The organism is Rhizobium brockwellii (assembly GCF_000769405.2).
Taxonomy (GTDB): Bacteria; Pseudomonadota; Alphaproteobacteria; order Rhizobiales; family Rhizobiaceae; genus Rhizobium; species Rhizobium brockwellii.
Window position 1 is genome coordinate 3671089 of record NZ_CP053439.1, and the last position, 20547, is coordinate 3691635.

Below are 20547 nucleotides of genomic sequence, written 5' to 3' on the forward strand. Positions count from 1 at the left end.
GAGGGAATAGCAGCAACGATGACAGACAGACCACCCGTCGCCATCATCATGGGCAGCCAGTCAGACTGGGAGACCATGAAAAACGCCGCCGACACGCTGGAGGCGCTGGAAATTCCCTATGACGCGCGCATCATTTCGGCGCACCGTACAGTCGACCGGCTGGTCAATTTCGCCAAGGGCGCACGCGCGGAGGGCTTCAAGGTCATCATCGCCGGCGCCGGCGGCGCTGCCCACCTGCCGGGCATGACCGCCTCGCTGACACCGCTGCCGGTTTTCGGCGTGCCGGTCCAGTCGAAAGCCCTGTCCGGCCAGGATAGCCTCCTTTCCATCGTACAGATGCCGGCCGGTATTCCGGTCGGCACGCTCGCCATCGGCAAGGCTGGTGCGGTCAACGCCGCCCTTCTCGCTGCCGCCGTACTTGCCCTTTCCGACGAAGAAATTGCCGACCGGCTCGACGAATGGCGCGAGCGCCAGAGTGCTGCCGTCGCCGAATACCCGATGGACGACCTATGACGGCAACAACGATCGGCATTATCGGCGGCGGCCAGCTCGGCCGCATGCTGGCGATTGCCGCCGCTAGGTTGAATTTTCGCACTGTCATCCTCGAGCCGCAGGCGGACTGCCCGGCCGCCCAGCTCGCCAACCGGCAGATTACCGCTGCCTATGACGACCCGGCGGCACTCGCCGAACTCGCCGATATCTGCGACGTCGTCACCTACGAATTCGAAAACGTGCCCGTCGCAGCCGCCGAAAAGCTCTCGGCGAGCGTGTCGGTCTATCCGCCGCCGAAGGCGCTGGAAGCCGCCCAGGACCGCCTCGTCGAAAAGCGCTTTCTCAATGGTTGCGGCATATCAACCGCCCGTTTCCACGCAATCGACAGCCAGGCCGATCTCGAGACGGCACTGAAGGATTTCGGCGGCCAGGGCGTGCTGAAGACCCGCCGTCTCGGTTATGACGGCAAGGGCCAGAAGGTTTTCCGTTCGGACGCCGACAGCCCGGATGGCGCCTATGCCGCACTTGGCGGCGTGCCGCTCATCCTCGAAAGCTTCGTCGCTTTCGAGCGCGAGGTCTCGATCATCGCCGCCCGCGCCACCGACGGGACGGTCGTCTGCTTCGATCCCGCCGAGAATGTCCACCGCAACGGCATCCTCCACACCTCGACGGTTCCCGCCACGATCTCGGCGCCGACGGCGGACGCCGCGCGGCAATCGGCCGAGAAAATTCTCGCCGCCTTGAACTACGTCGGCGTCATCGGCATCGAATTCTTCGTGCTTGCCGATGGCGGCCTGATCGCCAACGAGATGGCGCCGCGTGTCCACAACTCAGGTCACTGGACGGAAGCCGCCTGCGCCGTCAGCCAGTTCGAGCAGCATATCCGCGCCGTCGCCGGCCTGCCGCTTGGCAGTGCCGAGCGTCATTCCGACTGCGTCATGCAGAACCTGATCGGCGACGATATCCTTGCGGTTCCCGACTGGCTGCGGCGCCCCGATACGCTGGTTCATCTCTATGGCAAGACCGAGTGGCGCCCCGGCCGCAAGATGGGCCATGTCACCACCTTGACGCCGAAATCGTCGGTTTTGGCCTGAGAAAACACCCGCGCACCTTGGGAAAAACACCTTCATGTGGTTGACACGGAAAAGGTGACGGGGTATCTGCTCCCCCACCTAAACAGCGCGCCCGATGGCGCGCTTTTGATTGTTAAAGATACGGGCGAATGTGAATTCCCCCATAGAGATCGCGGATCAAAAAAATGAAGATCAAGAATTCGCTCAAGTCGCTCAAGGCTCGTCACCGTGACAACCGTCTGGTTCGCCGCAAGGGCCGCATGTACATCATCAACAAGCTGAACCCGCGCTTCAAGGCTCGTCAGGGCTGATTTCGCGCGTCCGGATCGCCCTGCCGCGTGCGCTTGCACCGGCAGATATATCCGGTGGGTCGCTACGGTGATCACGTCAAATTTGTTTGATCTTCGGCGCTGGCGGGCTAATATGTCCGCCATGCGCTTTTTTGCTTTGACATCAGCGGCGCTGCCGCTCGCCCTCATTCTCCTCACCTCCTCCTTTCCGGTCGCCGCCGCGGAAAAGCCGGCCGCCGCCATGAAAAAGGACGTCATCGTCGAGCAGACGGATGTCAACAGTTCGCCGAAGCAGCACCTCGACCAGCTCTTCAGCCAGTTGAAGCGTGAACGCGACCCCGACAAGGCCAGCGGCATCGCTAATGAAATCCGCATGGAATGGAACGATTCCGGCAGTGCCACCGTCAATCTGCTGATGCAGTGGGCCGACAAGGCGATCGAGGAAAAGCGAAATCCCGCCGCCCTCGATTTCCTCGACGAGGCGATCGCGCTGAAACCCGATTATGCCGAAAGCTGGAACCGCCGCGCCACGCTGAATTTCGTCATGGGCAATTATCGCAAGTCGATGTCCGACATCGAACGTGTGCTCGATCTCGAGCCGCGCCATTTCGGCGCGCTCTCCGGCATGGCGGCGATCCTCAGCAATTCCGGAAACGACCAGCTGACCTTGAAGGCTTGGGAACGTTTCCTCGATGTCTATCCCGCCGAACGCACCGCGCAGGAACAGGCCAACACGCTTGCGGAAAAACTCGCCGGCAACCGCACCTGATTCCGGGCGGCGGCCTTGACGTCGGATCGTGCCGCGCAATCTTAGAATAGAGCGGGAACGATGCGGTGCCCGCTCGCAGGTCATCCCGCAATTATCGCTTGTTGAGATCATGCTTGCAGAAGTTTCCGCTCTTCTCGCCCCGCTCGCCGCCGCCATCGGTTACTCCACTTATAAGGCAAGGCAATTCGAACACGCCTATCCGAATATCGGCGAACTGACCGATGTCGGCGGCTACCGCATGAATGCCGTTCACGTCCCGCCACCAGAAAATGCGGATCTGCCGGCTCTGGTCTTCATTCACGGCGCCAGCGGCAATCTGCTCGACCAGGTCGTGGCCTTCCGCGCCGCACTCGAAGGCCGGGCGGAAATGCTGTTCGTCGATCGCCCCGGTCATGGCTATTCCGAACGCGGCGGTCCTGAGAACGCCGTCCCCTCCGGCCAGGCAGATGCAATCGCCAGACTGATGGAGAAGCGCGGCATCGAAAAGGCGATCATCATCGGCCATTCTTTCGGCGGCGCGATCACCGCCGCCTTCGGCCTGCGCCATCCTGACAAAACCGCCGGCCTGCTCTTCCTCGCGCCCGCCACTCATCCATGGCCAGGCGGCATCGACTGGTATTATCATGTGGCAACCGTGCCGGTCCTCGGCTGGCTGTTCAACCACGCATTCGTCGTGCCGCTCGGGCTCAGCCGGCTGGAGCGCGGCACGCTGAACGTCTTCCGTCCCAATCCTCGCCCGGCCGACTACATCGAAAAAACCGGTCCGTCGCTGGTGCTGCGCCCCGACGCCTTCCACAACAATGCCGCCGATTTTAAAAGACTGCTCGCCTATGTGAAGGAGCAGTCGCTGCTCTATTCGCTGATCACCGCCCCGACCGTCATCATAACAGGCGACAGCGACGAGATCGTCTGGGAACACCTGCACTCGCGCGGCCTTGCCCGCGATATATCGGGCTCCGAACTCATCACCGTCAGCGGCGTCGGCCACAAGCCGGATTATCTCGCGACCGATGTCGCCATCGCCGCCATGGAGAAGATATCAGGCAAGCCGCGCGACCTGCAGGCGATCGCCCGCAGGGCCGAAGAAAGGCTTGCTACCGCCTCACATGATCGGACGGCCGCAGCCATACCGTCGTTAGGGCCGACAGGACCGCGCGCCTTTTCAGAGGTACAGAGGACGCTGTAGCACTTTGAATGCTGCATAATTTTGTCCTCAGCATCGTCCGAAACCTGCCTCAGGCGCCGAGACTGACGCCACCATCGCAGGTGATGACATGGCCACTCATAAATCCGTTTCCGATCAGGAAGGCAATCGCCTCCGCAATATCCTCCGGCCTGCCGACACGGCCGACCGGCGTGCGGCCGGCGAAATCCGTAAAGACGTTATCGCGCTGCTCGGGCGGCAGGAAACTCCACCACGGCGTATCGACGACCCCGGGGGAAACGCCGTTGACGCGCAGCGGCTTCAATTCGGCGGCAAGCACCGGCACCATCGCCTCGATGCCGGCATTGACGGCCGCAAGTCCGGCCGTGCCAGGCATCGCTGCCTGCGCGCTGACCGCCGAAACGAAGGTGATGCTGCCGCCCGGCAGCAACAGCGGCAGTGCCGCCTGGGCTGCTGCGGCATGCGGAATGAGCTTTGTCTGAAACCCGGCAAGCAGATCCGCCATGTCGAGCGTCGCAAAAGGTCCGGCGCCATGACCGCTGCCCATCGCCAGCACGAGATGACCGAATGCGCCGATCCCGGCAAAAGCCTCCCCGAGGCCGGAAAGCTCCGTCGCATCGAGCACCAGGCTGCGTAGTTCGCCCTCGAGCGATGCCGTCGCCGCAGCAAGCTTTTCGCCGTCGCGGCCCGCAATGGTAACGGTATACCCCTGTTTCAAAAGTAATTTCGCCGTGGCGAGGCCGATGCCGGAAGAACCGCCGATGACGACCACATGCTGCAAAGACATAGTGCTGCTCCTTGAATTGATCGAGCCGCAGACACTTCAACCACCTGCGACACGTCAATCATGCGCGGCTCGGAAACGGCAAACAGTTCCAGTTTTATCCTGGTATCGATACTGATATGATCGCTCCCATGGACCAAAGACCCGGTACATTCGAAGCCCGTCGCCGTGAATTCGCAGCCTTTCTGCGTTCCCGTCGCGAGCGGCTGACGCCCTCCGAGGTTGGCCTGCCGGAGGGTTTTCGCCGGCGTACGCCGGGTCTCCGCCGCGAGGAGCTCGCCATGCTCGCCGGCGTCGGCACCACCTGGTACACCTGGCTGGAACAGGGCCGTGACATCAGGCCCTCCATGCAGGTGCTCAATGCCCTTGCCGATGCGCTGCGCCTCGACGAGGCCGAGCGCCGGCATCTCTTCATCCTCAACAATCGGCAAGTGCCTCAGGCAATCTCGTCCGCACCCGAATGTGTCGACGAGCCGCTGCAGCGCATGCTCGCCAACCTGACACACCAGCCGGCCTATGTGCTCGGCCGCCGGTGGGACGTGCTCGCCTGGAACCGTGCCGCCGAGGTGCTGTTCGGCGGTTACGACACGCTCGACCGCGACGAGCGCAATACCATGCATCGCCTCTTTGCCGACCCCGCGCATCGCAAGCTGCTCGTCGACTGGGAAGCCGTTGCCCGCGTCTCGCTGGCGATGTTTCGCGCCGACAGTGCGCGTTATGCCGGCGATCCGGATTTCGATCGGCTGATCGCGCTGCTGAAACAGGCAAGCCCTGAATTTCGTGATTGGTGGCAGCGCCACGAGGTCGTCAATCCGCTGTCCGGCATCAAGCGCATCGACCATCCAGTCAAGGGCCGCATGTCCTTCGAACATACCGGCCTGACACTGACCAGTCGGCCGGAGATGAAACTCATCGTCTATACGCCGCTCGATGACGACGACACCAACCGGAAACTCGCCGAACTGCTGACGCTCTAGGTTTCTTTACGCAGGTCGTCGTCGCAAACTCGCGACATACTTTTGCGCCACATGTTTTAAAGCCAACCCCTTGCATTGCCTCGGGCTGTCGCAGCCCCATATGTTTTTCATCATTGTCCATAGGAGGGGAAATCGTGGGCCGCCTGCATATTGGGACAATCTCCGTCATATCAGCATTGTCGCTGAGCCTGACCTCGGCTTTTGCTGCCTCGCCTGCACCCGTCGAAGCCGAGCACGGCATGGTCGTCACCGCCCAGCATCTGGCGACCGATGTCGGCGTCGAGGTGCTGAAAAGCGGCGGCAACGCCGTCGATGCGGCGGTCGCCGTCGGTTATGCGCTGGCGGTGGTCTATCCCTCGGCCGGCAATCTCGGTGGCGGCGGCTTCATGACCATCCGCCTGAAGGACGGCACCAAGACCTTCCTCGATTTCCGCGAACGCGCGCCGCTTGCCGCAACGAAGACCATGTATCTCGACGCCAAGGGCGATATCGTGCCGCGCGCCAGCCTCGACGGTTATCTTGCCGTCGGCGTGCCGGGCTCCGTCCTGGGCTTCGAGACCGCGCGCGAGAAATACGGCACCAAGTCGCGCGAAGAACTGATCGCACCGGCGCTCCGCTTCGCCAAGGAAGGTTTCACGCTGGAACAGGGCGACGCCGCAAGTTTCGCAGGCAACGCCAAGCGCCTCGCCAAGGATGAAGCCACTGCAAAGATCTTCCTGAAACCGGACGGCAAACCCTATGCATCCGGCGAAAAACTCCAGCAACCGGACCTTGCCGCCGTCCTGGAAGGCATTTCCGAAAAAGGCCCCGACGCCTTCTATAAGGCCGCGCCCGCCGAGGCGATCGTCAAGGCGAGCCAGGCCAAGGGCGGTATCCTCGCCAAGGAGGATTTCGAGCAATATACCGTGCGCGAATTGAAGCCGATCGAGTGCAATTACCGCGGCTACGACATCATCTCTTCGCCGCCACCGTCTTCCGGCGGCGTCATCATCTGCGAGATCCTCAACGTTCTGGAAGGATACCCGCTTTCCTATCTCGGCTATAACTCGGCCGAAACCGTGCACATCATGGTCGAGGCGATGCGCTATGCCTATGTCGACCGCAATGCTGCACTCGGCGATCCCGATTTCGTCGAGAACCCGATCACAAAGCTGCTCGACAAGAAGTATGCTTTGGAGATCGCCGCCAAGATCGACCCTTACAAGGCCGGCACCTCGGCGAACCTGAAGCCGCTCGGCGGCAAGGAAAGCACCGAGACCACGCATTATTCGATCATCGACGACGAGGGCAATGCGGTCGCCGTCACCTATACGCTGAATGGCTCCTTCGGTGCCGCGGTCGTAGCGCCCGGCACCGGTGTCCTGCTCAACAACGAGATGGACGACTTCACCTCCAAGCCCGGCGTGCCAAACCTCTACGGACTGGTGCAGGGCGAGGCAAATGCCATCGCCCCGAAGAAGACGCCGCTCTCCTCGATGAGCCCGACGATCGTCACTCGGGACGGCAAACCCTTTATGGTGATCGGCAGCCCCGGCGGCTCGCGCATCATTACCATCACGCTGGAAGCGATCCTCAATGTCCTCGATTTCGGCATGGATATCAGTCAGGCGGTCAACGCCCCGCGTCTCCACCACCAATGGCAGCCGGACAAGGTCTTTCTCGAACCCTATGCACTTTCGCCGGATACGGAAAAGACGCTCGCCGCCATGGGCTACAGCTTCGATGGCGGCAATGACACGCCGCAATGGGGCCAGGCCGCCGGCATCCTCGTCGGCGGCAAAAGCCTTGCGGCCATCGCAAAAGGCGGCGGTGCCCGCTACAACGGCGCCATGGATAGCCGCGCAGCGGAAGGGTCGGCAAGCGGCTACTGACGCTTCGGGATCGCCTGATCAAACGGTCGGCGGAAGCGCAACGCGGCTCGAGAAGCAGCGGTGGAACCATTCATGTCACCGTGACAAAGTCGCCGTTCACAATTGGCTTGCCGCGCCCTATGCATAGTCGAACCCGCAAGCAGAAAGATTCCCGAATGGCCAGCATTGAAATGATTGTCGCAGCTCGCGCCCGTCTGCGCGGTCATATCAGGCGCACGCCGCTTCTCTCCTCCCCTTTCCTCGATGAGATCGCCGGCCGGCGTCTGTTCGTGAAAGCGGAATGTCTGCAGCATTCCGGCTCGTTCAAGTTTCGCGGCGGCTGGTCGGCCGTCTCCGGCCTCGATGCTGCGGTACGCTCGAAGGGCGTCATCGCCTTCTCCTCCGGCAACCACGCCCAGGGCGTTGCGCTTGCGGCCAAGCTGCACGGCGTGCCCTCCGTCATCATCATGCCGAGCGATGCCCCGAAGCTGAAGATCGCCAACACCCGCGCCTTCGGCGCTGAAGTGGTGCTCTACGACCGCGTCAACGAGGATCGCGACGAGATCGGCGCGAGGCTTTCAGCCGAGCGCGGCCTGACGCTGATCAAGCCCTTCGACGAACCGCTTGTCATCGCCGGTCAGGGCACGACCGGTCTCGAAATCTCCGAGCAGGCTGGGGAGGAGGGCGTGACATCAGCCGAAGTCCTCGTTCCCTGCGGCGGCGGCGGATTGACCTCCGGCATCGCGCTCGCCCTTGAAGCCAGCTCCCCCGGCTTTCGCGTCCGTCCCTGCGAGCCCAGGGATTTCGACGACACGACCCGCTCGCTCGCCTCCGGCAAGATCGAACGCAACGCGGCGGTATCGGGCTCGATCTGCGATGCGATCGTCACGCCGCAGCCGGGCAACATCACCTTCCCGATCCTCAAGCGCCTCGCCGGTGCCGGCATCGTCGTCACCGACGAGGAGGCGCTGCGCGCCATGGCACTTGCCTTCTCGCGATTGAAGATCGTCGTCGAGCCCGGCGGTGCCGTGGCGCTCGCCGCCGCCCTCTTCCATGGCAATGCCCTGGAAAGCGACACGGCCGTCGTGGTCACCTCCGGCGGCAATGTCGATCCCGATATCTTCGCCACGGCTCTGGAACGTTTCGGCTGAACATCGTGCAAGTGAACGCCATCGACCATCCGCAGCAGAGCCGCGGATGGTTTCTATCTGTGATCGTTATGCGCTCTTGTAGCGTTTCGCCGGCGCGGTGCGAGATAGGTTCGGCATCAGTGCCTGGCGCGCCTGCTCGTAAGCTGCAAGCTGGCCGGCATCTTCGAGCGACGGGATCGTCGCGAACTCGCCCTGCTCGAGGCCTGCAAGCGACGCATCGACCATATCCTCCGCCGACATCACGATCTCATTGGGCAGATGCTCGACCGGCGTGCCGGCGATGTCCCAGAATTCTGTCGCAGTGGCGCCAGGCAGAACGGCCTGAATGCGGATATTCTTCGCTGCCAGCTCATGCTTCAGCGACTGGCTGAAGGCGAACACGAAGGCTTTCGTACCGCCATAGACGCCGTTCAGCAGCTCCGGCGCGATCGCGACAATGGACGCAATATTGATGATCGTGCCGCCGCCACGCGCGACGAAGCCGGGAACGGCGGCATAGGTCAGCCGCATCAGCGCCGTCACGTTGAGCTCAATCATCTCCTGCATCTTATCGACATCGGCGGCAAGCAGCGGTGCCGTTCCGCCGACGCCGGCATTGTTGACCAGAAGCGTGATGCTCCGGTCTTCCTTCAGCACGCTTTCGACGCGAGCAAGGCCGGCCTTGTTGCCAAGATCGGCGACGACGGTCTCGATCGTCCGTCCGGTCTCATCACTCAACCGACTTGCAAGCGCCTGCAGCCGCTCACCGTTGCGGGCAACGAGGATGAGATTGTAACCCTGCTTTGCCAGCCTGTGGGCATAAATTGCGCCGATGCCCGAGGATGCGCCGGTTACCAGCGCCGTGCCCTTATGTTCCAGTGTCATGATCCGTCTCCTTGCATGCGCCGGCCCGATGCCTTGCGCTTGAGGAGATTCTTACGCCCGATTGTGAAAGTCCTAAATGTCATATATACCACCTTTCAGGACATCCTCTTTTCAGGACGCGATGGTCATGCAGCAAATCGGCTTTCTTCTCTACCCCGGCTTCCAGATCATGAGCCTCGCTGCCGTCTCGGCCTTCGAGTTCGCCAATATCGAACTCGAGGAAAAGGTCTACGAGGTCCGCTATCTCTCCGAACACGGCGGGCCGATTGCCAATTCGCTTGGCATCGTGATGGAGACGGAGGCCTTTGGGGACCCGGCCCTCGACACGCTGATCGTAGCGGGAGCCCCCGGCATCAGACTGCCGAATGCGGCGGAAACCGACTTTGTTCGCGCCGCCCTGCCCGCCACACGTCGCCTGGCGTCGATCTGCACCGGCGCCTTCTTTCTTGCCGAAGCCGGCATCCTCGACGGCCGCCGCGCAACGACACACTGGTATGTCTCCCGCGAGCTGCAAAGCCGCTATCCCAAGATAAAAATAGAGGAGGACCGGATCTTCATCATCGATGGTTCCGTCTGGACATCCGCGGGCATGACAGCCGGTCTCGATCTGGCTTTGGCGATGGTTGAGAAGGATCACGGCTTCGAGGTAGCACGCGCCGTTTCGCGCATGCTCGTCGTCTATCATCGCCGCTCCGGCGGCCAGTCGCAATTTTCCGCCCTTCTGGAACTGGAGCCCAAATCCGACCGCATCCAGAAGGCGCTCGCCCACGCCCGCAGCAATCTGAAATCGGCGCTTTCAGTCGAGGACTTGGCGGAAGCGGCCCATCTCAGCCCCCGCCAGTTCAGCCGCGCCTTCCGCGCCGAAACCGGACAATCGCCGGCCAAGGCCGTCGAGAACCTGCGGCTGGAAGCGGCCCGCCTGATGATGGAGCAGGGCCGCCACCCGATCGATGTCGTTGCCCGCGAAACCGGCTTTGCCGACCGCGAGCGCATGCGCCGCGCCTTCCTGCGCGCCTTCGGCCAGCCACCGCAGGCAATCCGGCGCGCCGCCCTGCAGGAACTGCAGACGTGATGCACCCGGCCTACTGCATAATTCCTTAAATCGGAATCGATTTAAGGAATTATGCAGCAATTCAAAGTGCTACAGCGTCCTTTGCGCGTCTGAAAAGACGCGCGGCGCTGTAGGCGGGCAGGATGCATCCTGTTCTCGTTAACCCTCCTGAAGCGCTCGGCGGATTGCGATCTCGACCGGCGAATAGGCGCCATCCTCCCGTTCGAGCCGAAGCGGTTCGCAAGGTGCAAGGCCGGGCTGCGCCATGAAGCGCGGCTGCTTGCCGCGATGCATCTGCGCCGCATGGATGAGGAACGGATGGCACAGATAGACCGTACCCGCCCGTCCCGTCGCCAATGCCAGCGGCCGCTCCTCCCCGACATGATCTAGCCAGAGGTGGGCCATCCCCGCCTCACCCGCCGGCGCCAGGAGGCGGGCGATATCCTGGTGCGAACCGACGCGGATACGGGTCGGCGCATCCTCCTCCCCGACATCCGAAAACAGGAAGAGCATCAGCAACGCCCGCCCGCGCGAGGTGATGTTCACCCGCCAGGCGGAAAAGTCCCGTTGCTCGTTCGGATCGGAAGCCTCGCTGGGAAAGCTCAGATCGACATGCCAACCGGCATCGCCGGGATCATTGGGATGGGGGAAGCGCACCGGAAAACTGCCAAGCCCATCGCGCGGCTCCCAGCGACCGGTGCCGACGAGCTGATCGAAGGCCGAATGCAATACTGGCGTGTTGACGGCTTTCTCAAACGGCCCGCCGCCGTAACCGGCAAGCCGCACGACGGGCTGCGTCCACGTCCCTGGATCATCCGCAGCGAAGGGAATATCGCGCCACATGATGGCACGGGCTTCCTCGGCCAATGCGCGGGGAAAAGCGTCGTCGATCCTGACGAAACCGTCCTCGATGAATTGCTCGATCTGCGCAGCACTCAGTGCCGGCGGGTAAACATCTGATGTCATGAAATATCTCTCTATCGCCAATCCTGCCGACTCTTTCCTTGGCCAGATGCAGGGTGGTTACAGTCCACGGCAACGCACCAGCCACAAAGGCTGGTCAGCGGCCACATCTTCTGATGCCCGAAGGCAGAGCTTTAGAGGCCCAAGAAGAAGACCGAAGCGATATTGAGGGTGAACGTCTTCATAACAATCCGAGGCTACCGCCACACGTCCGACGGGTCAATGCGGAGATGTCAGGCCACCACCCCCGCGCAACGCGCCATGCACCGACTGTAGCACGAGTTCGGCAAGCCGGGCCGCAGCCGGCTGCGGTTCGGCATCCGCCCGATGCAGGACCAGACCGAGCTTCGGCAAATCCGGCAGGCCGATTGTCTCCGGCGCCAGCGGCCGGACCTTCGCCGGCAGGCCGATCGGCGTGCGGATGGTGAGACCGAGGCCAGCCGCCGTCGCAGCCCAAAGACCGCCGAGACTGGGACTGACGAAGGAGAGCCGCCAGGAGATTCCCGCCTCATCCAGCGCCTTGGTCGCTGCACTGCGCAGCAGGCATGGCGCCTCCAGCGAGGCAAGCGGCATCGGCTCACCGCTTGCTGCTTGCCAGGCCGGCTGCCCCTCGGAAGGTCCGATCCAGCGCATCGGCACTTCGCCGATCCGCTCGCAATGCGCCGTTAGCGTGCCGTCACTCCAGGCAAGCGCGAGATCGAGCTTGCCCGATGTGACGCGCTCGAGCAGCTCGGCATTGCGCACCACCCGCGCTTCGATCCGGACCTTCGGGTGGGCACGCGCAAAGCGGCCGAGCACGTCAGGCAGCAGGGTTTCGCCGAAGTCCTCCTGCAGGCCGAGCCGCACCCAGCCTTCGAGCTCGACGCTGTTGACGGCCGCAGCCGCCTCGTCGTTGAGCTCCAGCAGCCGCCTGGCATAGCCGAGCATCGTCTCGCCGGCATCGGTCAGCGCCAGCCCGCGCCCCGCCTTGCGGAAGATCGGCGTGCCCGCCTGCTCCTCCAGCCTCTTCAGCTGCGCACTAACTGCCGAGGTCGAACGCCCGAGCCGCTCGGCCGCCTTGGCAAAATTGCCGAGCTCCATGCCGGTCGAAAAAGTTCGAAGCACTTCGAGATCGAAGATCGTCCGTCGCATTAAATAGTCCTATTTTTCAGGATCGTTCATCCATAAAATTCTGATTTTCAGCACCATCGTGCCGTGCGATGTTCCTGCTGTCAAGGCCGATCGACGGCCTGAACCATGGAGATCCCGATGCCCTTCGTTCGCATTTCCCTTCGCAAAGGCAAGTCGCCGGACTACCTCATGGCGCTGGCCGACAACATCCAGCGCGCCCTGGTCGAGACCTTCGACGTGCCCGAAAACGACCGCTTCCAGGCCATCCACCAGCATGACGAGAACGAATTAATCTTCGACCGCAGCTATCTCGCCGGCCCGCGCTCGGACGACTTCGTCTATATCTCGATCACGATCGGCAGGCCTCGCACCGGCGAGATGAAGGCGGCGCTCTATCGGCGGCTCGCAGATCTCCTGGCGCAATCCCCCGGCCTCCGGCCCGAGGACGTAATGGTCGTCATCAGCACCAGCGCACCGGAGGACTGGTCCTTCGGTAATGGTATTGCCCAGATGACCGACCCAGACTGGCGGCTTCGTGTGGCTGGAGGCCGACAATGAGCGCTTCGAACCCGAAGACCATGACTATCAGACGCCCTGGCAAGGCGGTCCGCTCGCCGGAGGGCGTCGCAACTTCGCCTTTCTGGGTCGAGATGCTGCTCGAAGGCAGCGCCGACGGCGAGAACACCGCAATGCGCGCGACACTCGATCCCGGCACCATCACCCGCTGGCACACACATCCCAGAGGCCAGTTGCTCTATGTGCTTTCGGGGCATGGGTTGGTGCAGAACGAGAACGGCCCGGTCGAAGCATTGCGTGCCGGCGATGCCGTCTGGTTTGCACCCGGCGAGCGTCACTGGCATGGCGCGACCGATGACAGCCCCTTCAGCTATATCAGTATCCAGCCGATGGAAAACGGCAGCGTCGTCGAATGGCTGCAGCCGGTGGAGGCACGGTCATGATCGCCATGCAGTACAGCTTCACCCTGCCCACCGATTACGATATGTCGATCATCGACCGCCGCATCCGCGACAAGGGGCCGATGCTCGACGGCTTTCCCAATCTCGGCTTCAAAGCCTATCTCAGTGCCCGCAAGGGCGAGTTCGGCAGCCGCGACAATCTCTATGCGCCCTTCTATCTCTGGCAGAAGCCGGAAGGGGCAAGCGACTTCCTCTGTGGGCCGGGCTTCGAGACGCTGACCGGCGCCTTCGGCTGGCCACGGGTGAGGACTTGGATCGTCTGGCGGTCGGAAGTCTCATCCGACATCGCCGCAGCCAGATTCGCAACACGCGATATCCTGCAAACGGAGCCCTACGCACCGCTCGCCGACATTCGCCGCGCCGAAAGCGTAGCGGCCGAAGCCGACCTGGCGACGGGCGGTGCATTTGCCTCGGTCTGCGGCTTCGAACCGACGAGCTGGACGCGGGTACGCTTCAGGCTTTGGCGGGAGCTTCCCGAGATCCGCGAGCACACGCAAGCCTATCGCGTCGGTCACCTATCCCTGGCTCGACCCTGAACTCAGACGGTTGCCCGGCGATAGAGGGCCAGCGAGCCGGCAAGCGCCAGTAGCGCGCCACCGCAGGCCCGCTCCAGCCACATGGCGCCCGAGGTTTTCAGGAAACGCACCGCCTGCGAGCCGAAGAAGGCATAGCCGAACATGATGAGGAAATCGAGCGCGGCAAAGACCAGCGCAAGCAGCGCATATTGTGTTGCCTGCGGCAGGGTCGGGTCGATGAACTGCGGCAGGAAGGCCGAGAAGAACAGGTAGCCCTTCGGATTGGTCGCCGCGACCATGAAACTCTTCAGCCCGATCGAAAAGGGCGAAGTCGCGCCCGCGGGCGCTTCGGACTTCAAAGCCGCATCGATCGTGCCCTTCGAACGCAGCAGCATGATACCGAGAAAGGCGAGATAGGCGGCACCCGCCCATTTCAGCATCGAGAACCAGAATTCCGATGCGGCGAGCAGCGCACCGAGCCCGATCGCAACGGCGCCGATCAGCACGAAATCGGACAACACCGCGCCGATCATGCCGGCAACTGCCCAGCGCAGACCATGCCGAGAACCGTTGGTCAGCGCCAACAACACCGTTGGCCCCGGCGTCGCGATGCCGACAAAAGAAACGGCTGCAAAAGCCAGAAGCGTGACGATATCCATGATGCACCTCCGAAGCCGGAGCATGTCCAGCTCCAGGGAGCGAAACTTGCATGCGTCGCCGAGCTTGGCAATGCCAGTCCCTCAACGAAAAAGCCCGCCGCCTCTTCGGGGCAGCGGACTTTCGAAGGCATGCGATTGGATCAGACGCCGCTCTGGCCGTCGGAGCCGATATAGGCAATGCGGATCATGTTGGTGGCGCCGGGCGTACCGAGCGGCACACCGGCCGAGATGATGATGCGATCGCCCGGCTTGCCGAAGCCTTCGTCCGCGACGATGCGGCAGGCGCGGTTGACCATGTCGTCGAGATCGGTCGCGTCATGGGTGACGACGCAATGCAGGCCCCAGACGACGGCAAGGCGGCGCGCCGTCTTGATGATCGGCGACAGCGCCAGGATCGGCACCTGCGGACGCTCACGCGAGGCACGGAGGCCTGTCGTGCCCGACGAGGTATAACAGACGATCGCCGACAGCTTCAGCGTTTCGGCGATCTGACGGGCGGCAAGCGAGATCGCATCGGCGCCGGTCGCTTCCGGCTGGGCGCGCTGGGCGTAGATAATGCCGGGATAATGCGGCTCACGCTCGATGGCGGTGGCAATCGACGCCATCGTCGTGACGGCTTCGACGGGATAGTCGCCCGAGGCCGACTCGGCCGAGAGCATGACGGCATCCGCGCCCTCGAAGACGGCGGTCGCGACGTCGGAAACTTCGGCGCGTGTCGGCACCGGCGCTGAAATCATCGATTCCAGCATCTGCGTGGCGACGACCACCGGCTTGCCCGAACGGCGGCAGGCGCGGATCAGTTGCTTCTGGATGCCGGGAACCGATTCGAGCGGCATTTCGACGCCGAGATCGCCGCGGGCGACCATCAATGCGTCTGACAGTTCGATGATTTCCTCGATGCGCTCGAGAGCCTGCGGCTTTTCGATCTTCGACATCAGGCCGACACGGCCACGGGCGATCTTGCGCACTTCGGCAAGGTCGTCGGGACGCTGGACGAAGGAAAGCGCCACCCAGTCGACATCGTCAGTGGCAAGCACGGCGTCGAGGTCGGCGCGGTCCTTGTCCGTCAGCGCGCCGACGCTGAGCAGCGTGTCGGGAAGGCTGACGCCCTTGCGGTCGGAGATGCGCGTGCCCGAAATAACAGTCGTGACGATGCTCTTGCCGTCACATTTTTCTGCGCGCAGGGCGAGCTTGCCGTCATCGATCAGCAGACGGTGGCCGGGCTGTACCGACTCCAGGATCTCGGGGTGCGGCAGATAGACGCGGCTCTGGTCGCCGAGGGCTTCGTTATTATCGAGCGTGAAGGTCTGGCCGGGCTTCAGATCCACCTTGCCGTCGACGAACTTGCCGACACGCAGTTTCGGTCCCTGCAGGTCGGCGAGAATGCCGATCGGCCGGCCGGAGCGCGCCTCGACCGAGCGGATGCGCTGGATGAGCATACGCATCATGTCGTGGCTCGCATGGCTCATATTGATGCGGAAGACATCGGCACCCGCCTGGTGCAGCTTCTCGATCATCGATTCCTCGGAGGAGGCTGGCCCGAGGGTGGCGAGGATTTTAACTTTGCGATTACGCTTCATCAATTCTGGCTTTCTTGCGTCCCTGGGGTGTCGGAGAGTTGAACCATCCAGCTACCCTGGCGGCCCGTATCATATTCCTTGAATCCCATCTTCTGGTAACCGCGGGCATAACAATCCTGCACACCCGTGATCTTGAATTCGTTTTCCGCCACGCACATCTGCACGTCACCCGTCCATCGTCCTCCCCGGGCGGCGTCCTCTGCGTAGAGGTAGTAATAGCGCGACTGCAATTCTCCCTCGATCAGCGTGGCGCAGGTCGTTGCCGGCACCTGCCACCAGCCCTCCGTCACCCAGCCATCCTTGGCCCGGTATCCGATCGCGACGCCGACGAGATTCTGCGTTCCGTTGCAGACGCGAAAATCGGCGCGTGCGGCATCTGCGATGAAAAATGGCATGGCGGCTGCAAGAGCGAACAAAGCGAGACGGACCAGCGGTCCGGACCGCGTGAGGAAACTTGGCGCGGCTTGGATCAACACGGCTCCCAAATAGCTCCACGGTTATTCGTATCCGTGTCTTCTTGCGCCGCCGTCAAGCGAAAGTCAACGCAATGCTAATCGATTATATTTCCTTTCATAAACCACCCGTCAGGCGTCCGGCTCAGCCTCTCGCCACCTGCAACGCTTGAACCCATCGCAGGTGCATGCGATCACTGCGCCCGACGGCGCAATGACGAACGGCAATTCCTGATGGACGACTTCCAATCCTTCGAAATCCTATCCGGCAAACATGACAAAGGCATGGTGATCCTCGCAGATCATGCGATGAACCGCCTTCCAGGGCGATATGGCAGGCTCGGACTGCCCGACGCAGCTTTCGCCCGCCACATCGCCTATGACATCGGCATCGAGGGCCTGACGCGGCAGCTCTCGGCGAAACTCGGCGTTCCCGCCGTGCTCGGCGGCTTTTCCCGCCTGCTGATCGATCCGAACCGCGGCGAAGACGATCCGACGCTGATCATGAAGATCTCCGACGGCGCCGTCATATCAGGCAATCATCCGATCACGCCGCAGGAATGGGACTACCGCATCGAAACCTTCCATCGCCCCTATCACGACGCTGTGGCCGCAACGATCGACAGCGTGGCGAATGCCACCGGCAGGGCGCCGCTGGTGCTGTCGCTGCATTCCTTCACGCCGGCCTGGAAAGGCATTCCCCGTCCCTGGCACGCCGCCGTGCTCTGGGACAGCGACCATCGCGCCGTCGGCCCGCTGCTCGACATGCTACGCGCCGACCCCGATCTCGCCGTCGGCGACAACGAACCCTATGACGGCGCGCTGAAGGGCGATACCATGTACCGCCATTGCATGATCACCGGCATTCCGCATGCGCTGCTCGAGGTGCGCCAGGATCTGATCGGAGACGAGACCGGCATATCCGCATGGGCCGAGCGCCTGGCGCCGATCTTTGCGGCGATGAATGCCGATCCCGCTCTGCATGGATACGACGTTCATCTGTCGCGTACCGGCCCCTATTGAACGAAGGGCCTCATTTAACGAAAGCCCCCGCTTTAACGAAAGGAAGCGAGATGACCGCGCTCAGCAAGGAACAACAGACCGAATTCGAAGCTGCCGCCTTCCGCCGCCTCGTCGCACATCTTCGCGAACGCAGCGACGTTCAGAACATCGATCTGATGAATCTGGCCGACTTCTGCCGCAACTGCCTGTCGAACTGGTATCGCGAAGCCGCCGAGGCCGAAGGTGTCCCGGTTACCAGGGACGAATCGCGCGAAATGGTCTATGGCATGTCCTATGAGGACTGGAAGAATCTTCACCAGAACGAGGCCTCGCCTGTGCAAAAGGCTGCTTTTGAACTGAACAACCCACACAAATAGCTTGGCTGGCCTCGAACAGGCTTGACCGTGACGCCGCTTCGCGGCAGTCACTGGCATCCAAAATTGATCACCAAAAAACCAGGAGAACACGATGTCTGATGCTCATGGCGTCGCCCGCGATCAGCTTCGCGCTTTCATCGAGCGCATTGAACGGCTGGAAGAAGAAAAGAAGACCATCGCCGACGACATCAAGGACGTCTATGGCGAGGCCAAGGGAATGGGCTTCGATACCAAGATCCTGAAGAAGGTCGTGGCGCTGCGCAAGAAGGACGAGCAGGAACGCATGGAAGAGGAAGCAATCCTCGACACCTACCTGCTCGCGCTCGGCATGATCGAGTCGCCGCCGGAGGGCTGATCCGCTCACATCGCCGATATCGACAAGCCGCCGAGCCTTTCGGCGGCTTTTCTTTTGCGCGCCATGCGCAAGGCGGGACGGCCATCTTCCCCGATCGAAACAGCAAAAAGAAAAACCGCCGGATCGCTCCGGCGGTTTTCGATATTCCGTAATCGGCAGGCTCAGTTCATGTTGAACTTGCGCACTTCCATGAAGTTCACAGCCGTGCCGCTGAAGCGGGCCGGATCGACCGAAGCGGTCTTAATGTTAAAGCCCTCGGCATAGACGGCGGTCGGCTGGGCGCGCATCGTCTGGCTGACGAACCGCGGCGCCTTGACCTGCTTGGAAGCCATTTCCAGGCGGGCATTGGTGAGCGCCCACTGCGATATCATCTTTTCCGTGAGCTTCGGTTCGGTGCGAACCGTCGTGCGGCTGGCATCCGCTGCTGCGGCTTCCTTATGCGTCGGGCGACCACCCTTGGCAGGAAGCCCCTGCGCCACGGCGCTTTCGGCAGCCGGTTCGTCGAAGCCGTCGCCAAAGCTTGCCGACTTGGTCATCGGCGCCAATGCTGCGAGTTCGAGCGGCGGCTTTGCGGCAGGCGCCTTTTGCGTCATCGCGGCGTTGATCGCCTGCTCAACCGTCTGCGGCGGCGCCTTCGACGCGATCTGGCTTTCCCCTTCGTTCCGCTGCTGGTCGAGCGCATCGGCCACGGCGGGAGACAGTGCGTCCTGATCGGCCTCGTCGGCCTCTGCTTCCGGATCGGCCTCGGCCGCGGCAAGAAGGTTCTCGGCAACGGAAGGGCGTTCGATTGGCGTCGGAACCGGCAGCCCATTCGCGCCCGTCAGCACGGGATCGGCCAATGCAACCTCAGCATCGCCAGGCGCGCGGCGCTGGCCGAGAAGCGAGGGAACCGGAATGCTGTAGGCGCTGAGATCGGCGAAATGCTGCGGCTGGGCCTGATCCGCCGGAAGGGCCGCGGCAAGAGCCTGCTGTGCGGCATTACCCGAAGGCGGCGCGACGAGCGCGCTCGCCACTTCGCTGCCCGTCGGCTGGTTGCTGAATGCCGGGCGCACCTGCGGCACCGGCGCGTTCAGATCGGCGACTTCGGTCTGCTGCGGCTCGGCAGGAGCAGCAGGCTCGGCCTTAGGCGGCGTCGCCTTGGCGACGGCAACAGGCGTGGAATCGTCCGACTCGTCTTCCTGCTCGTCCGCTCCGCCGCCGAAGAGTGCTTCGAACAGCGTCTTATGCTTCGGCGCCGATTCGGAAGCGCTGGCGATCTCGATCTGCGTGCCGCTGACGCGGCGCTTGTAGTCGGCCATTGCCTGCTGATAACCCGGCAGCGGTTTGCCATCGGCCGGAATATGGATGGTGTTGCCGTTCGGGAAGAGCCGGACAAGCTCGTCGCGGCTCATGCGCGGCCAGGCGCGAACGCCGCCGACATCCATATGAACGAAGGGCGAACCCGATTTCGGATAGAAGCCGACGCCGCCCACCTGCATCTTCATGCCGATGCCGCGCAGCGTCGCCAGCTTGACGTCGGGAATGAAGAAGTCCATCGCCTTGCCGAGCATATGCTGGCTCTTTTCGGCGACGCCGGAATTGCGCGAACGGCCGCGCAGCATCTCGTTGGTTCCCGGCGAACGGAAACCGCAGACGACGTTGATGTAGTCCCTCGAACCGCTCTGGCGATAGACTTCCCAGATCAGGTCGAACAGGCGCGGGTCCATCTTCGTCGGTTGGTTCTTGCGCCAGTCGCGCAGGAAGCGGTTCAGCTGCTCCAGACCCTTAGGGTCGAACTTGCCGTTACGCTTGTAGGTGATGACGGCCTTTTCGCCGGTATGAATGAAATAGAGCTTGAGGCTGCGGGTGTCGCCCGCTGCCTGCGAAGGCGTACCAACGAATACCGGTGAGGAAACCGCCAGCACAAGAAGGGCGGCCGCTACCGTCCTTATTGCCTTTCCGCAAATGTCGGCGCACAACAAACGCCAGCTCAAGCGCGAAGGCTTGGAATTCCCATTCAGATTCGGCAACTCGATCCCCGTCAGACAGACAATGTCCCGTACTGTCTCAGATGACTGTCAAATGCGGTCACACGATGGCAAAAATGCCACA

The 20547-nt window shown here is 62.6% G+C and carries 23 protein-coding genes; 15 read left to right on the forward strand and 8 right to left on the reverse strand.

Annotated features, from left to right (window positions below; translation table 11 throughout):
* Nucleotides 1-18: 18 nt before the first annotated feature.
* The 5 genes from purE (at nucleotide 19) to RLCC275e_RS18170 (ending at nucleotide 3810) form a co-directional block, all read left to right on the forward strand.
* Complete coding sequence (purE, locus tag RLCC275e_RS18150; protein ID WP_003552651.1) at nucleotides 19-513, forward strand: 5-(carboxyamino)imidazole ribonucleotide mutase; 495 nt, start codon at nucleotides 19-21, stop codon at nucleotides 511-513.
* On the forward strand, nucleotides 510-1586 hold the full coding sequence (locus tag RLCC275e_RS18155) for a 5-(carboxyamino)imidazole ribonucleotide synthase (RefSeq protein WP_003552653.1): 1077 nt from the start codon (nucleotides 510-512) through the stop codon (nucleotides 1584-1586). The genes purE and RLCC275e_RS18155 overlap by 4 nt, the downstream gene beginning before the upstream one ends.
* A 164-nt stretch (nucleotides 1587-1750) precedes the next feature.
* On the forward strand, nucleotides 1751-1876 hold the full coding sequence (gene ykgO, locus RLCC275e_RS18160; protein ID WP_003542835.1) for a type B 50S ribosomal protein L36: 126 nt from the start codon (nucleotides 1751-1753) through the stop codon (nucleotides 1874-1876).
* Between the two features lie 112 nt (nucleotides 1877-1988).
* On the forward strand, nucleotides 1989-2624 hold the full coding sequence (locus RLCC275e_RS18165; protein ID WP_003552654.1) for a tetratricopeptide repeat protein: 636 nt from the start codon (nucleotides 1989-1991) through the stop codon (nucleotides 2622-2624).
* Between the two features lie 109 nt (nucleotides 2625-2733).
* The gene (locus RLCC275e_RS18170; RefSeq protein WP_033179703.1) at nucleotides 2734-3810 is read left to right on the forward strand and encodes an alpha/beta hydrolase; all 1077 of its coding nucleotides are present in this window, start codon (nucleotides 2734-2736) and stop codon (nucleotides 3808-3810) included.
* Nucleotides 3811-3859: 49 nt separating this feature from the next.
* On the opposite strand, the gene RLCC275e_RS18175 is transcribed toward RLCC275e_RS18170, so the two are convergent.
* Nucleotides 3860-4576 carry an SDR family oxidoreductase gene (locus RLCC275e_RS18175; RefSeq protein ID WP_003552658.1) on the reverse strand — a complete coding sequence of 239 codons (717 nt, stop codon included), beginning with the start codon at nucleotides 4574-4576 and terminating at the stop codon, nucleotides 3860-3862.
* A 116-nt stretch (nucleotides 4577-4692) separates the two neighbouring features.
* Between RLCC275e_RS18175 and RLCC275e_RS18180 the strand changes: the two genes are divergently transcribed.
* From RLCC275e_RS18180 to RLCC275e_RS18190, 3 genes are all read left to right on the forward strand, one after another.
* On the forward strand, nucleotides 4693-5550 hold the full coding sequence (locus RLCC275e_RS18180) for a helix-turn-helix transcriptional regulator (protein WP_033179702.1): 858 nt from the start codon (nucleotides 4693-4695) through the stop codon (nucleotides 5548-5550).
* Nucleotides 5551-5684: 134 nt separating this feature from the next.
* Nucleotides 5685-7421 (forward strand): gamma-glutamyltransferase, encoded by a 1737-nt coding sequence (gene ggt, locus RLCC275e_RS18185; protein ID WP_033179701.1) that lies wholly within the window; start codon nucleotides 5685-5687, stop codon nucleotides 7419-7421.
* Between the two features lie 155 nt (nucleotides 7422-7576).
* Complete coding sequence (locus RLCC275e_RS18190; protein WP_033179700.1) at nucleotides 7577-8551, forward strand: threonine ammonia-lyase; 975 nt, start codon at nucleotides 7577-7579, stop codon at nucleotides 8549-8551.
* A gap of 66 nt (nucleotides 8552-8617) precedes the next feature.
* Here the strand turns inward: RLCC275e_RS18190 and RLCC275e_RS18195 are convergent, their stop codons facing one another.
* The gene (locus RLCC275e_RS18195) at nucleotides 8618-9415 is read right to left on the reverse strand and encodes an SDR family NAD(P)-dependent oxidoreductase (protein WP_033179699.1); all 798 of its coding nucleotides are present in this window, start codon (nucleotides 9413-9415) and stop codon (nucleotides 8618-8620) included.
* 127 nt (nucleotides 9416-9542) lie between these two features.
* On the opposite strand from RLCC275e_RS18195, the gene RLCC275e_RS18200 reads away from it, so the two are divergent.
* Nucleotides 9543-10487 (forward strand): GlxA family transcriptional regulator, encoded by a 945-nt coding sequence (locus tag RLCC275e_RS18200; protein WP_033180622.1) that lies wholly within the window; start codon nucleotides 9543-9545, stop codon nucleotides 10485-10487.
* A gap of 138 nt (nucleotides 10488-10625) precedes the next feature.
* Here the strand turns inward: RLCC275e_RS18200 and RLCC275e_RS18205 are convergent, their stop codons facing one another.
* A complete protein-coding gene (locus RLCC275e_RS18205; RefSeq protein ID WP_033179698.1) occupies nucleotides 10626-11432 on the reverse strand; it encodes a phytanoyl-CoA dioxygenase family protein in 807 nt (268 codons plus the stop codon).
* 216 nt (nucleotides 11433-11648) lie between these two features.
* Entirely contained in the window at nucleotides 11649-12560 is a 912-nt protein-coding gene (locus RLCC275e_RS18210) for a LysR substrate-binding domain-containing protein (RefSeq protein WP_033179697.1), read from the reverse strand.
* Between the two features lie 117 nt (nucleotides 12561-12677).
* On the opposite strand from RLCC275e_RS18210, the gene RLCC275e_RS18215 reads away from it, so the two are divergent.
* Genes RLCC275e_RS18215 through RLCC275e_RS18225 form a run of 3 tightly spaced genes read left to right on the forward strand, consistent with a single transcriptional unit; the run spans nucleotide 12678 to nucleotide 14052 of the window.
* Entirely contained in the window at nucleotides 12678-13097 is a 420-nt protein-coding gene (locus tag RLCC275e_RS18215; RefSeq protein ID WP_033179696.1) for a tautomerase family protein, read from the forward strand.
* Nucleotides 13094-13498 (forward strand): cupin domain-containing protein, encoded by a 405-nt coding sequence (locus RLCC275e_RS18220; protein WP_033179695.1) that lies wholly within the window; start codon nucleotides 13094-13096, stop codon nucleotides 13496-13498. Before RLCC275e_RS18215 ends, RLCC275e_RS18220 begins: the two co-directional genes overlap by 4 nt.
* Entirely contained in the window at nucleotides 13495-14052 is a 558-nt protein-coding gene (locus tag RLCC275e_RS18225) for a DUF4865 family protein (RefSeq protein WP_033180621.1), read from the forward strand. The genes RLCC275e_RS18220 and RLCC275e_RS18225 overlap by 4 nt, the downstream gene beginning before the upstream one ends.
* A gap of 2 nt (nucleotides 14053-14054) precedes the next feature.
* Here RLCC275e_RS18225 and RLCC275e_RS18230 read toward each other — a convergent pair whose 3' ends face one another.
* From RLCC275e_RS18230 to RLCC275e_RS18240, 3 genes are all read right to left on the reverse strand, one after another.
* Nucleotides 14055-14690: a LysE family translocator gene (locus tag RLCC275e_RS18230; protein WP_130707862.1), complete on the reverse strand. Its 636-nt coding sequence runs from the start codon at nucleotides 14688-14690 to the stop codon at nucleotides 14055-14057.
* 140 nt (nucleotides 14691-14830) lie between these two features.
* Nucleotides 14831-16270 carry a pyruvate kinase gene (gene pyk / locus RLCC275e_RS18235; protein ID WP_033179694.1) on the reverse strand — a complete coding sequence of 480 codons (1440 nt, stop codon included), beginning with the start codon at nucleotides 16268-16270 and terminating at the stop codon, nucleotides 14831-14833.
* Entirely contained in the window at nucleotides 16270-16755 is a 486-nt protein-coding gene (locus RLCC275e_RS18240) for a DUF1036 domain-containing protein (RefSeq protein WP_017967841.1), read from the reverse strand. The genes pyk and RLCC275e_RS18240 overlap by 1 nt, the downstream gene beginning before the upstream one ends.
* 201 nt (nucleotides 16756-16956) lie before the next feature.
* Between RLCC275e_RS18240 and RLCC275e_RS18245 the strand changes: the two genes are divergently transcribed.
* The 3 genes from RLCC275e_RS18245 to RLCC275e_RS18255 all read left to right on the forward strand — a co-directional run bounded on the left by RLCC275e_RS18245 (nucleotide 16957) and on the right by RLCC275e_RS18255 (nucleotide 18456).
* Entirely contained in the window at nucleotides 16957-17745 is a 789-nt protein-coding gene (locus RLCC275e_RS18245; protein ID WP_033179693.1) for an N-formylglutamate amidohydrolase, read from the forward strand.
* Nucleotides 17746-17795: 50 nt separating this feature from the next.
* Nucleotides 17796-18101 carry a DUF1244 domain-containing protein gene (locus RLCC275e_RS18250; protein WP_033179692.1) on the forward strand — a complete coding sequence of 102 codons (306 nt, stop codon included), beginning with the start codon at nucleotides 17796-17798 and terminating at the stop codon, nucleotides 18099-18101.
* Nucleotides 18102-18192: 91 nt separating this feature from the next.
* A complete protein-coding gene (locus RLCC275e_RS18255) occupies nucleotides 18193-18456 on the forward strand; it encodes a DUF2312 domain-containing protein (protein WP_003542853.1) in 264 nt (87 codons plus the stop codon).
* A 161-nt stretch (nucleotides 18457-18617) separates the two neighbouring features.
* On the opposite strand, the gene RLCC275e_RS18260 is transcribed toward RLCC275e_RS18255, so the two are convergent.
* Nucleotides 18618-20465 (reverse strand): peptidoglycan L,D-endopeptidase MepK, encoded by a 1848-nt coding sequence (locus RLCC275e_RS18260; RefSeq protein WP_033179691.1) that lies wholly within the window; start codon nucleotides 20463-20465, stop codon nucleotides 18618-18620.
* Nucleotides 20466-20547: the final 82 nt, after the last annotated feature.